The following is an 11702-nucleotide window of genomic DNA, read 5'->3' on the forward strand; positions in this document are numbered from 1 at the left end:
GTTATGTTGCTCTGCAGCAAAAGCTGCTAGGCTAAATAGTAAGACTTAAAGGATGAGGTGCGCAGAGGAGCCGCGATCATCCTGCTGCATAGCGCGACTGGAGAAGCGCCGCAGCTAAGGTAGCGACACGCAAGGCGCATGCATTTCAATGATTTAGGTGATTTGCGCGTTCGCATACCGCATCACGAAAGGTAAAGCCCCCCATGTTTTATCAGTTTTATGAACTCAATCACGCCGCTCTCGCACCCTTTCGCGCCGCGGCGGACATGATGCGCCTGGCCTATGCCAATCCGCTTAATCCCCTTTCGCACACGGTATTCGGCCGCACCTTGACGGCAAGCCTCGAGGTTTTCGAGCGCACCACCCGGCGCTACGGCAAGCCGGAATTCGGCCTTCCGGAGACGACGATCGACGGCAAGTCGGTATCGGTGCATGAAAAAATCGTCTGGAAGAAGCCCTTCTGCAATCTCATCCATTTCGAGCGCAGCCTGCCCGCCGGCCACAGCGCCGATCCGCGCATCCTGATTGTCGCGCCGATGTCCGGCCATTATGCGACGCTGCTGCGCGGCACGGTCGAAGCCCTGCTGCCCGGCGCCGATGTCTACATCACCGACTGGATCGATGCGCGCATGGTGCCGATGACCGAAGGCACTTTCGATCTCGACGACTATATCGATTATGTCATCGAGATGCTGCACCACCTCGGGCCGGATACGCATGTCGTCGCCGTCTGCCAGCCGTCTGTGCCGGTGCTGGCGGCCGCTGCCGTGATGGAAGCGGCGGGTGATCGCCTGGCGCCTTCGTCGATGACGCTGATGGGCGGCCCGATCGATACCCGCATCAATCCAACCGCCGTCAACCAGCTCGCCAAGGAAAAGCCGCTGGAATGGTTCGCCGACAATGTCGTCATGAACGTGCCCTGGCCGCAGCCAGGCTTCATGCGGCCGGTCTATCCCGGCTTCCTGCAGCTTTCCGGCTTCATGTCGATGAACCTCGACCGCCATATGATCGCTCACAAGGATTTCTTCGTCCATCTCGTCAAGAATGACGGCGAGCCGGCGGAAAAGCATCGCGATTTCTATGACGAGTATCTGGCCGTCATGGATCTGACGGCGGAATTCTATCTGCAGACCGTCGACCAGGTCTTCATCAAGCATGCGCTGCCCAAGGGTGAGCTCATGCATCGCGGCGAGCGCGTCGATCCCTCGGCCATCCGCAACGTCGCGCTTCTGACCGTCGAAGGCGAAAACGACGATATCTCCGGCGTCGGCCAGACGCATGCGGCGCAGACCATCTGCACCAACATCCCCGACCATATGCGCATGCACTATCTGCAGCCGGATGTCGGCCACTACGGCGTCTTCAACGGCTCGCGCTTCCGCCGCGAGATCGCGCCGCGCATTCTAGCCTTCACCCGCGAACATGCCCGCGCCAGCCGGCCGGTGGTCAAGCGCGTCATCAAGGGCGGAAAATCCGCCTGAGAACAAGAAAAATCAAAAGGATAGATCGGTTCGGAGCTTCTTTGGAGAGCCGAACCGCTTTCGCCAGCGCAAACTATTAGCTTTTGTTGAATTATCCGGGTGGATTCAAGCACTTGCCCGATTCAGCCCCTGGATACCATTGAAGCCTCACGAAGAGGTTACCATCTCGATTCCAGCGGTACCGCAGATGATCGGGCCGTTTACCGCGCCGCGCGTCCTTGGAACGCGCTGAGATGCAGGTAGAGCTTTAAAAACCGCGCAGAAACCTGACTATTGACCGATGTCGGTTAAGGGGCGATGCGCCGTGCGAGGATACCTGACAATGAACCAATCTGCATTGCTTCGCCCGGATTGGACTCCGGCGACTATTGCCCTGATGGTGCTCGGCTTCGTGGTCTTCTGGCCGCTGGGCTTCGCCATGCTCGCCTATATTCTCTTTGGAGAACGTTTGCGGGAATTCAAACGGGATGTGAACGAAAGGACCGACGGCATGTTTGCTGGCTGCGGACGTTATCGCAATCGTCATCGCCATTCCTTCTCCTCGACCGGCAACGTCGCCTTTGACGACTGGCGCCGGGCAGAGCTTGAGCGCCTCGAACAGGAGCGCCGCAAGCTGGACGAAATGCGCGCCGAGTTCGACGCTTACGCTCGCGAACTGCGCCGCGCCAAGGATCAGGAAGAGTTCGACCGCTTCATGCGCGAGCGCAACAGCGTCAAGCGCAATGACAATGGCGGCTCGCCGACCGAATTCCAGACGCCGTGATGGGTGTGAGAACGACCACATTATAGAATCGAAACCGGCATCATCGGATGCCGGTTTTTCTTTGCCAGAAACGCTCGCGAATCATATAAAACTGCCTTCATGTTTCCGCTGCTCTCCAGATTCCGCAAACCGCAAGCCAAGCCGCCTGCGCAGGAAACACGTACCCTTGATGTCGCCGGCCGGCTGATGCCGCTGACGATCCGCCAGCACGAGCGCGCCACGCGCATCACGCTCAGGATCGAGCCCGGCGGACGCTCGCTGAAGATGACCATTCCGCGTGGTTTGGCGGCCCGCGAGGTCAATGCCTTCCTCGACCGGCATCAGGGCTGGCTGCTGACCAAGCTCGCGAAATTCTCCGTCGACAACAGCCTGCGCGGCGGCAGCGAAATCCTGCTGCGTGGCGTGCGCCACCGGATAGAGCACACCGGAACTCTGCGCGGTCTCACCGAAGCCATCGTCATCGACGGCATTCCGGTGCTGCGCGTCAGCGGCATGCCGGAACATGCCGGCCGCCGCATCGCCACCTTCCTGAAAAAGGAAGCCCGCGCCGATCTGGAAAAGCTCGTGGCTGTTCATGCCAGGACTATCCGTGCCACCGTCACCTCCATCACCATGAAGGATACCCGCAGCCGCTGGGGCTCCTGCTCCTCCCAGGGAAATCTGAGCTTCTCCTGGCGCGTCGTCATGGCGCCACCGCTTGTTATCGATTACCTCGCCGCCCACGAGGTCGCGCATCTCAAGGAAATGAACCACGGTCCGCGCTTCTGGGCGCTCTGCCGCAAGCTCTGCCCAGAGATGGACGAGGCGAAAGCCTGGCTGAAGCGCCACGGCAGCCAGCTGCATGCAATCGACTTTGATTGAGTAAATCGAGCTGATGGAAGGCCGCTAAGACCCTTTATTTTTGAATGGCAGTTGTCGCCAATCATGTCCGTAATTCGGATAGCCGCCGATAGTTTTGAACCGATTGCGCTCCGCTTATAAGACAAAGGTTTCCGACGCTACTCCGCGTCATGCGACTTATTCGGGTGATGCGATGCGAATCGGCCGTGTACCGATCGGAGCGCCGGTTGCACGGTCGATCATGAGGGGATCAATCTCCGTCCCAGTCTCTGCGTCGAAGAACCGGGTGACGCCGTCCGCATTACGGTGCTTTCGTCCCCATGCGCCGATGGCAAACAAGACCGGCAGGAAGTCGCGGCCCGCTTCGGCCAACACGTATTCATCGCGCGGCGGACGATCCGAGTAGCGCCTCTTCTCCAGAAGTCCTTCCTCTGTAAGCGCTGCAAGCCGACGGGTCAGAATCGTCGGAGCTATGCCGAGACTTTTGCGGAACTCATCGAAACGAGTGAGCCCAGCATGGGCGTCCCGCAGGATCAGCATGCTCCACGCGTCCCCCACCAGCGCTAGGCTGCGAGCGATTAGGCACGGCTGGTCTGAAAGATTCTGCATGTTAGTATCTTTTTGATAGTGACTTAGTTTCGAAATGATAGTAACTTGGTTTTCATCGTAGTTCCATGCCAAAATGAAAGCTGACACGGATGAGCAAGACAGAACGCAGCGTCGCCCTGGTTACGGGCGCTTCTTCCGGCATTGGGCTGGCAACGGCACGCGCGCTGCGGCGCAATGGCTACCGGGTATTCGGAACCAGCCGGAAGCAAATGGCCAACACCTCCGATGGGGTGGAGATGCTGGTCTGCGACGTCACAGACGATGGGTCCGTGCAGAGTGCGGTCGACCATGTCGTCAGCCGCGCAGGGCGGATCGATCTCCTGGTCAACAACGCGGGGATCGGGTTGCTCGGAGGGGCCGAAGAGTCCTCCACTGCACAGATAAAGGCGCTGTTCGACGTGAATGTTTTCGGCGTCGCGCGCCTGACGAACGCGGTTTTGCCCGTGATGAGGCGCCAGCGAAAGGGTAGGATCATAAATCTGAGCTCCATTCTGGGGCTCATCCCCGCTCCCTTCAATGCCCTTTACGCATCGACCAAGCATGCGATCGAGGGTTATTCGGAATCCCTCGACCACGAGGTGCGAACGCAGGGTATCCGCGTCGTGCTGGTGGAGCCTGGCGTCACCCGCACGTCCTTCGAGGAGAATCTCACACGACCGGATCAGCCGCTTCCGGTATATGATACCGTTCGCGCCGATGCCGAAACGCTGATGCGGGAGGTGGTCGAGACGGGGGATGCACCCGAGATCGTAGCCGACATGGTGGTCAAGGCGGCTAATGTGAAGGCGCCGAGACGGCGATACACCGCTGGCAAGGCTGCAGGCCAGGTTCGCTTCATACGCCGCTTCCTGCCCGAGTCCTTCGTCGACAAGAACTTGCGCAAATTCAACCGACTTCCGGCATGAGCCCTACCGTCACAACGCCAAGAAAGCCTGTACATATGAAAGCATTCGTGATCGATCGCTATGCGAAAGGTGCTGCTCTGCGCTTCGGCGACGCCCCCGAACCTGAGGTGCGGGAGAACGACGTGCTGGTCCAGATTCATGCGACCAGTGTTAACCCGCTGGATGGCAAGATCAGGGATGGTGAATTCAAGCTGATTCTGCCGTACCGCCTACCGCTGATCCTCGGTAATGACGTGGCAGGCGTCGTGGTTCGCGTCGGGCCCAAGGTCCGAAATTTCAAGCCGGGCGACGAAGTCTATGCGCGTCCGGCTAAAGACCGCATTGGCACATTCGCGGAGTTTATCGCGATGAACGAGGCCGATGTGGCGATGAAGCCGAAGAACCTGGCGATGGAAGAGGCAGCTTCGTTGCCGCTCGTCGCCCTTACCGCCTGGCAGGCACTTGTCGAGCGGGCGAGCCTGAAGAAGGGACAGAAGGTTCTCATCCATGCCGGCTCGGGTGGCGTGGGGACGATTGCGATCCAGCTTGCCAAACACATCGGCGCGACCGTGGCGACCACGACAAGCACGGCCAATGTCGATCTTGTCAAAAGTCTGGGAGCAGATGTTGTCGTCGATTATAGGAAGGAAGACTTTGAAGATCTCCTGCAGGGATATGACGTCGTGTTGAACAGTCTTGGCAAGGACACACTGGAGAAGTCATTGCGGGTTTTGAAGCCGGGCGGAAAACTCATCTCGATCTCCGGTCCGCCAGACCCGGAATTCGCCAAGGAGAACGGGTCCAACTGGCTGCTTCAGCAGATCATGCGCCTGTTGAGTCTCGGCATCCGAAGGAAATCGAAACGTCACGGCGTCAGCTATTCCTTCCTCTTCATGAAATCGGACGGTGGACAGCTCGGTCAAATCGCCTCGCTGGTCGAGGCGGGTGCTGTGCGACCCGTCGTGGATCGGGTCTTCCCGTTCGCGGAGACCAATGAAGCGATGGCCTACGTCGAGACAGGTCGTGTCCGGGGCAAGGTCGTCATCGCCGCGCTGTGACATGTGGACCTTTGTCCGATGAAGGCTGTGGTGTACATCCCGAGCTAAAGCACCACCGTCGGCCGTCTTTCTGCACGACGCAAAAATCCCGCCAACGTCGCCTTTAGGCTCGACTCTTGCGAAATTTCGTGTCACTCCGCTGCCATGAACCCGGATATCAAAATTTGTGGTCTGAAGACGCCGGAAGCGGTGGATCGTGCTCTTGAGCGCGGCGCCACCCATATCGGCTTCATCTTCTTTGAAAAGAGCCCGCGCTATATCGAGCCGGATCTCGCCGGCGCGCTTGCCGAGCGCGCACGCGGCAAGGCGAAGGTCGTTGCTGTCACGGTCAACCCGACCAATGACGATCTCGACGAGATCATCTCGCTGGTGAAGCCGGACATGCTGCAGCTCCACGGCAATGAAAGCCCCGAGCGTGTCTTGACCATCAAAGCGGTCTATAATGTCCCCGTCATGAAGGCCATGTCGGTGCGAGACGCCGACGATCTGAAGCGGGTGGAATCCTATATCGGCATTGCCGACCGCTTCCTGTTCGACGCCAAGCCGCCTGTCGGCTCGGAGCTGCCGGGCGGAAACGGCGTATCCTTCGATTGGAGCCTGATGAGCTGGGTCGACGATCGGGTCGACTACATGCTCTCCGGCGGTGTCAACAAGGACAATGTTGCGGAAGCCTTGGCCTCCACCAAGGCCAGCGGCATCGACCTTTCCTCGGCGCTGGAAAGCGCGCCGGGTGTGAAGGATCTCGGCAAGATCGACCAGTTTTTCGACGCTTTTGCAGAAGCATGTCTGCCGGAACCGGCAGCAGGGAGTAGAAAGTGAACCAGACGCCCAAACCCAATTCCTTCCGCTCCGGCCCCGATGAGGACGGCCGTTTCGGCATTTACGGCGGTCGTTTCGTAGCCGAAACGCTCATGCCGCTGATCCTGGATCTGCAGGAGGAATGGAACAAGGCGAAGGATGATCCGGCCTTCCAGGCGGAGCTGAAGTCTCTCGGCACGCATTATATCGGCCGCCCGAGCCCGCTTTATTTCGCCGAGCGCCTCACGGCCGAGCTTGGTGGCGCGAAGATCTACTTCAAGCGCGAAGAGCTGAACCACACCGGCTCGCACAAGATCAACAATTGCATCGGCCAGATCCTGCTCGCCAAGCGCATGGGCAAGACCCGCATCATCGCCGAAACCGGCGCCGGCCAGCATGGCGTGGCGTCTGCGACCGTTGCCGCCCGCTTCGGCCTTCCCTGTGTCGTCTACATGGGTGCAACGGACGTTGAGCGCCAGGCGCCGAACGTCTTCCGCATGAAGCTGCTTGGCGCCGAGGTCATTCCGGTGACGGCCGGCAGCGGTACGCTGAAGGATGCGATGAATGAAGCCCTTCGCGACTGGGTCACCAATGTCGACGACACCTATTACCTGATCGGCACGGCAGCCGGCCCGCATCCCTATCCGGAAATGGTTCGCGATTTTCAGGCCGTGATCGGCACCGAAGCCCGCGCGCAGATCCTGGAGGCCGAAGGCCGCCTGCCGGATCTCGTCGTTGCAGCCGTCGGCGGCGGATCGAATGCCATCGGCATCTTCCATCCCTTCCTCGATGACGAGGGCGTCAAGATCGTTGGCGTCGAAGCCGGCGGCAAGGGCCTGCAGGGCGACGAGCATTGCGCCTCCATCACCGCCGGTTCGCCCGGCGTGCTGCATGGCAACCGCACCTACCTGCTGCAGGATGGCGACGGCCAGATCAAGGAAGGTCATTCGATTTCGGCGGGCCTCGATTATCCCGGCATCGGCCCGGAACATTCCTGGCTGAACGATATCGGCCGTGCCGAATATGTGCCGATCATGGACCATGAGGCGCTGGAAGCCTTCCAGACGCTGACGCGCCTCGAAGGCATCATTCCGGCGCTCGAGCCGAGCCATGCGCTCGCCGAAGTGATCAAGCGCGCCCCGAAGATGGGCAAGGATCAGATCATCCTGATGAACCTCTCCGGCCGTGGTGACAAGGACATCTTCACCGTCGGCAAGATTCTGGGAATGTGAGTTAGACGCCATGACCGCACGTATGGACAAACGCTTCGCCGCTCTGAAGGCTGAAGGCCGCCCGGCACTCGTCACCTATTTCATGGGCGGCGATCCCGATTACGAGACCTCGCTCGGCATCATGAAGGCACTGCCGGAAGCCGGCGCCGACGTCATCGAACTCGGCATGCCCTTTTCGGACCCCATGGCCGACGGCCCGGCGATCCAGCTTGCCGGCCAGCGCGCTTTGAAGGCCGGCCAGACGCTGAAGAAGACGCTGCAGCTCGCCGCCGATTTCCGTAAAGTCGATGCCGATACGCCGATCGTGATGATGGGCTACTACAATCCGATCTATATCTACGGCGTCGAAAAGTTCCTCGACGATGCGATCGCCGCCGGGATCGACGGCCTGATCGTCGTCGACCTGCCGCCGGAAATGGATGACGAGCTCTGCATTCCGGCGATCCGCAAGGGCATCAACTTCATCCGCCTGGCGACGCCGACCACCGATGACAAGCGCCTGCCGACGGTTCTGCAGAACACGACCGGCTTCGTCTACTACGTCTCGATGAACGGCATCACCGGTTCGGCTTTGCCCGATCCGTCGCTGGTCTCGGGTGCGGTCAAGCGCATCAAGCAGCACACCGAGCTGCCGGTCTGCGTCGGCTTCGGCGTCAAGACGGCCGAGCATGCCAAGCTGATCGGCGCTGCCGCCGATGGCGTCGTTGTCGGCACCGCGATCGTCAACCAGATTGCCACCAGCCTCACCAAGGATGGTAAGGCGACAGCAGACACCATCCAGGCTGTCGCCACCCTGGTGCGCGGCCTGTCGACGGGAACGCGTTCCGCCCGCCTTGTTGCCGCCGAATAGTTTCCCCATATAGGCCTCTCGGCAATCCCCTGCGGATTGAGGGAAAAGCCCTATGGGCATTTGGTGACGACTAGGATATCGATTAATTCGGTCGATTAGGAGTTTCGAATTGAACTGGATCACGAACTACGTCCGCCCGCGGATCAATTCCATGCTGGGCCGTCGCGAGGTTCCGGAGAATCTCTGGATCAAGTGCCCGGAAACGGGCGAGATGGTCTTCCACAAGGATCTGGAAGACAACAAGTGGGTCATCCCCGCGTCCGGCTTCCACATGAAGATGCCGGCCAAGGCCCGTCTTGCCGATCTCTTCGACAATGGCGAATACGAAGCCCTGCCGCAGCCGAAGGTGGCGCAGGACCCGCTGAAGTTCCGCGACTCGAAGAAATATACCGACCGCCTGAAGGACAGCCGCCTGAAGACCGAGCAGGAGGATACGATCCTTTCCGGCATTGGCAAGGTTCGCGGTTTGAAGCTTGTCGCCATCGTTCACGAATTCAACTTCATCGGCGGTTCGCTCGGCATGGCTGCCGGTGAAGCCATCGTGAAGGCTTTCGAGCGCGCGATCGCTGAAAAATGTCCCGTGGTGATGTTCCCGGCTTCGGGCGGCGCCCGCATGCAGGAAGGCATTCTCTCGCTGATGCAGCTGCCGCGTACGACGGTTGCCGTCGATATGCTGAAGGAAGCCGGCCAGCCTTATGTCGTGGTTCTGACCAACCCGACGACCGGCGGCGTCACAGCCTCCTATGCCATGCTGGGCGACATTCACCTTGCCGAACCCGGCGCCGAGATCGGCTTTGCCGGCAAGCGCGTGATCGAACAGACCCTGCGCGAGAAGCTTCCCGAGGGCTTCCAGACCTCGGAATATCTGCTGGAGCACGGCATGGTGGACATGGTCGTCAAGCGTCACGACATTCCCGACACCTTGGCGACGCTTCTGAAGATCCTGACCAAGGCGCCGGCAAACGACGTATCGGTCAAGAACAAGAATGGCGCTGCACTGGCGATAGCAGCGAGCGCCTGACATTGTAGATTGCCGACGGGCGGAGGTGCGGGATGACGTCTATGGATCAGTCCGCAATGAGCGAGGCAGCACGCGAAATCGAGAAGCTCATGGGGTTGCACCCCAAGGGCTTCGATCTTTCTCTGGAGAGAATAACGCGATTGCTCGACATTCTCGGCAACCCTCATCAGAAATTGCCGCCGGTGATCCATGTCGCCGGCACCAACGGCAAGGGTTCGGTGACGGCCTTTTGCCGCGCGCTGCTCGAAGCCGGCGGCTACAGCGTGCACGTCCACACCTCGCCGCATCTCGTCAACTGGCACGAGCGCTACCGCATCGGCGTCCAGGGCGGCCGCGGCAAGCTCGTCGACGATGCCGTGTTTGCCGATGTGCTCAAGCGCATCGCCAAGGCCAATGACGGGCAGAAGGTCACGGTTTTCGAAATTCTGACGGCGGCGACCTTTCTGCTCTTTGCCGAGCATCCGGCCGATGTTGCCGTCATCGAGGTGGGCCTTGGCGGCCGCTTCGACGCCACCAATGTCCTCTCCGATCCCGCCGTCTCCGTTATCATGCCGATTTCGCTCGATCACCAACCCTATCTCGGCGACCGCGTCGAACTGATCGCAGCCGAAAAGGCCGGCATCATGAAACCGGGTCATCCGGTTGTCATCGGCCATCAGGAATATGATGCCGCGCTCGATGTGCTGATATCGACGGCCGAACGGCTGCGTTGCCCGACCGCCGTTTTCGGCCAGGATTTTTCCGCCCACGAGGAATATGGCAAGCTGGTCTATCAGGACGAGTTCGGCCTTGCCGATCTGCCGCTGCCGCGCCTTCCGGGTCGCCATCAATATGGCAATGCCGCCGCCGCCATCCGCGCCGTCAAGGCTGCCGGTTTCGTCGTGACGGAAGCGATGATGGAAAAGGCGATGACCTCGGTCGAATGGCCGGGCCGCCTGCAGCGGTTGACGGAAGGCGAGCTGGTTGCGCATGCGCCTGAGCGTGCCGAGATATGGGTCGATGGCGGTCATAATCCCGGCGCGGGCGAAGTCATTGCCGAGGCTATGGCCAATTTCGAGGAACGCCAGCCGCGGCCTCTGTTCCTGATTATCGGCATGATCAATACCAAGGACCCGATCGGCTATTTCAAGGCCTTTGCCGGCCTTGCTGAGAAGGTCTATTGCGTACCGATCCGCGGCAGCGAAGCGATGATCGATCCGGTCATCCTGGCGAATGCTGCCTATGATGCCGGCCTCATTGCCGAGCCCATGTCCAGCGTTGTTGAGGCGCTGGATGCGATCCAGGCTCTGGCTGTGCCGAATTCGCCCGCCCCGCGCATCCTGATCGGCGGTTCGCTTTATCTGGTCGGCGACGTCCTTGCCGAAAACGGCACGCCGCCGCGGTGAGTGATTTCACATTCTAACGTTGAAAATGATAGTCACTTCGTGAATGGCCGCGACCGAGACGGGTTTGCCCCTGTTTTTCAAAGATTGTCGCTCCCTGCTCTTGGCAGGCGGCAACAGCGAGGTCGTTCCCTCTCCCCGCTCGCGGGGAGAGGGTTAGGGTGAGGGGCTGTTCACCAAAGCGATAACTACACGACCTGTCACTGTTCTAATCATGATGCTGTCAGTTGCGGCTCTTCTCACGCGAAACAAATCATAGACCTCCATCAGGTGGATGGCCTGTGGTGGCCCCTCACCCCAGCCCTCTCCCCGCCTGCGGGGAGAGGGGGCTTTTTATAGGCATAAAAAAACCCCGCCGAAGCGGGGCTTTTGTTTCATGCGATCGATACGGATCAAGCTGCGCTGGAGATCCAGTTCTGCAGGGCCGTCTTGGGGGCGGCGCCGACCTTGATGTCAGCAACTTCGCCGGCCTTGAACATGGCAAGCGTCGGGATCGAGCGAACGCCGAACTGGGCGGCCAGTTCCGGGTTTTCGTCGATGTTGAGCTTGGCAACCTTGACCTTGCCTTCAAACTGTACGGCGAGTTCTTCGAGAGCCGGGGCGATCATCTTGCAAGGACCGCACCATTCGGCCCAGAAATCAACGACGACAGGCTCTGCAGACTGCAGCACTTCGGTGGCGAAATTGGAGGTATCGACTTTAACGGTAGCCATAGGCTGCTCCTTACCAGAATTTACGGGTTGCTAGATATGTGATGATGCAGTGCCCAGATGTCAATATTTGG

The 11702-nt window shown here is 59.9% G+C and carries 12 protein-coding genes; 10 read left to right on the forward strand and 2 right to left on the reverse strand.

Translation table 11 applies throughout. The features are described 5' to 3' along the window. The first annotated feature begins 203 nt into the window (after window positions 1-203). The 3 genes from phaZ (at window position 204) to GA0061103_RS31095 (ending at window position 3105) form a co-directional block, all read left to right on the forward strand. Window positions 204-1481: a polyhydroxyalkanoate depolymerase gene (phaZ, locus tag GA0061103_RS31085; RefSeq protein ID WP_092718736.1), complete on the forward strand. Its 1278-nt coding sequence runs from the start codon at window positions 204-206 to the stop codon at window positions 1479-1481. 322 nt (window positions 1482-1803) lie between these two features. Then, on the forward strand, window positions 1804-2244 hold the full coding sequence (locus GA0061103_RS31090; RefSeq protein WP_092718739.1) for a DUF2852 domain-containing protein: 441 nt from the start codon (window positions 1804-1806) through the stop codon (window positions 2242-2244). A 99-nt stretch (window positions 2245-2343) separates the two neighbouring features. Then, entirely contained in the window at window positions 2344-3105 is a 762-nt protein-coding gene (locus GA0061103_RS31095; protein WP_092718741.1) for a M48 family metallopeptidase, read from the forward strand. Between the two features lie 156 nt (window positions 3106-3261). On the opposite strand, the gene GA0061103_RS31100 is transcribed toward GA0061103_RS31095, so the two are convergent. Continuing rightward, complete coding sequence (locus GA0061103_RS31100) at window positions 3262-3693, reverse strand: winged helix-turn-helix transcriptional regulator (protein WP_092718745.1); 432 nt, start codon at window positions 3691-3693, stop codon at window positions 3262-3264. An 89-nt stretch (window positions 3694-3782) separates the two neighbouring features. Between GA0061103_RS31100 and GA0061103_RS31105 the strand changes: the two genes are divergently transcribed. From GA0061103_RS31105 to GA0061103_RS31135, 7 genes are all read left to right on the forward strand, one after another. Further along, window positions 3783-4598, forward strand: a complete 816-nt coding sequence (locus GA0061103_RS31105; RefSeq protein WP_092718750.1) for an oxidoreductase — start codon at window positions 3783-3785, stop codon at window positions 4596-4598. Between the two features lie 35 nt (window positions 4599-4633). Continuing rightward, window positions 4634-5635: an NADP-dependent oxidoreductase gene (locus tag GA0061103_RS31110; RefSeq protein ID WP_092718755.1), complete on the forward strand. Its 1002-nt coding sequence runs from the start codon at window positions 4634-4636 to the stop codon at window positions 5633-5635. A gap of 144 nt (window positions 5636-5779) precedes the next feature. Next, window positions 5780-6454: a phosphoribosylanthranilate isomerase gene (locus GA0061103_RS31115; RefSeq protein WP_092718759.1), complete on the forward strand. Its 675-nt coding sequence runs from the start codon at window positions 5780-5782 to the stop codon at window positions 6452-6454. Further along, complete coding sequence (gene trpB / locus GA0061103_RS31120) at window positions 6451-7665, forward strand: tryptophan synthase subunit beta (RefSeq protein ID WP_092718763.1); 1215 nt, start codon at window positions 6451-6453, stop codon at window positions 7663-7665. Before GA0061103_RS31115 ends, trpB begins: the two co-directional genes overlap by 4 nt. A gap of 10 nt (window positions 7666-7675) precedes the next feature. Continuing rightward, a complete protein-coding gene (gene trpA, locus GA0061103_RS31125; protein ID WP_092718770.1) occupies window positions 7676-8515 on the forward strand; it encodes a tryptophan synthase subunit alpha in 840 nt (279 codons plus the stop codon). 109 nt (window positions 8516-8624) lie between these two features. Continuing rightward, window positions 8625-9536, forward strand: coding sequence for an acetyl-CoA carboxylase, carboxyltransferase subunit beta (accD, locus tag GA0061103_RS31130; RefSeq protein WP_092718776.1), 912 nt, complete (start codon window positions 8625-8627; stop codon window positions 9534-9536). Window positions 9537-9568: 32 nt separating this feature from the next. Next, window positions 9569-10921 (forward strand): bifunctional folylpolyglutamate synthase/dihydrofolate synthase, encoded by a 1353-nt coding sequence (locus tag GA0061103_RS31135; RefSeq protein WP_245304922.1) that lies wholly within the window; start codon window positions 9569-9571, stop codon window positions 10919-10921. A 389-nt stretch (window positions 10922-11310) separates the two neighbouring features. Here GA0061103_RS31135 and trxA read toward each other — a convergent pair whose 3' ends face one another. Next, a complete protein-coding gene (trxA, locus tag GA0061103_RS31140; RefSeq protein WP_015338194.1) occupies window positions 11311-11631 on the reverse strand; it encodes a thioredoxin in 321 nt (106 codons plus the stop codon). Between the last annotated feature and the right edge of the window lie 71 nt (window positions 11632-11702).

The sequence above is a fragment of the Martinezella multihospitum genome (assembly GCF_900094585.1).
Classification (GTDB): Bacteria; Pseudomonadota; Alphaproteobacteria; order Rhizobiales; family Rhizobiaceae; genus Rhizobium; species Rhizobium multihospitium.

Excerpts from the sequence above, each read along its gene's own strand:
- phaZ (WP_092718736.1), top strand. The coding sequence starts at position 204 with ATGTTTTATCAGTTTTATGAACTCAATCACGCCGCTCTCGCACCCTTT.
- GA0061103_RS31090 (WP_092718739.1), top strand. The coding sequence starts at position 1,804 with ATGAACCAATCTGCATTGCTTCGCCCGGATTGGACTCCGGCGACTATT.
- GA0061103_RS31095 (WP_092718741.1), top strand. The coding sequence starts at position 2,344 with ATGTTTCCGCTGCTCTCCAGATTCCGCAAACCGCAAGCCAAGCCGCCT.
- GA0061103_RS31100 (WP_092718745.1), bottom strand. The coding sequence starts at position 3,693 with ATGCAGAATCTTTCAGACCAGCCGTGCCTAATCGCTCGCAGCCTAGCG.
- GA0061103_RS31105 (WP_092718750.1), top strand. The coding sequence starts at position 3,783 with ATGAGCAAGACAGAACGCAGCGTCGCCCTGGTTACGGGCGCTTCTTCC.
- GA0061103_RS31110 (WP_092718755.1), top strand. The coding sequence starts at position 4,634 with ATGAAAGCATTCGTGATCGATCGCTATGCGAAAGGTGCTGCTCTGCGC.
- GA0061103_RS31115 (WP_092718759.1), top strand. The coding sequence starts at position 5,780 with ATGAACCCGGATATCAAAATTTGTGGTCTGAAGACGCCGGAAGCGGTG.
- trpA (WP_092718770.1), top strand. The coding sequence starts at position 7,676 with ATGACCGCACGTATGGACAAACGCTTCGCCGCTCTGAAGGCTGAAGGC.
- GA0061103_RS31135 (WP_245304922.1), top strand. The coding sequence starts at position 9,569 with ATGACGTCTATGGATCAGTCCGCAATGAGCGAGGCAGCACGCGAAATC.
- trxA (WP_015338194.1), bottom strand. The coding sequence starts at position 11,631 with ATGGCTACCGTTAAAGTCGATACCTCCAATTTCGCCACCGAAGTGCTG.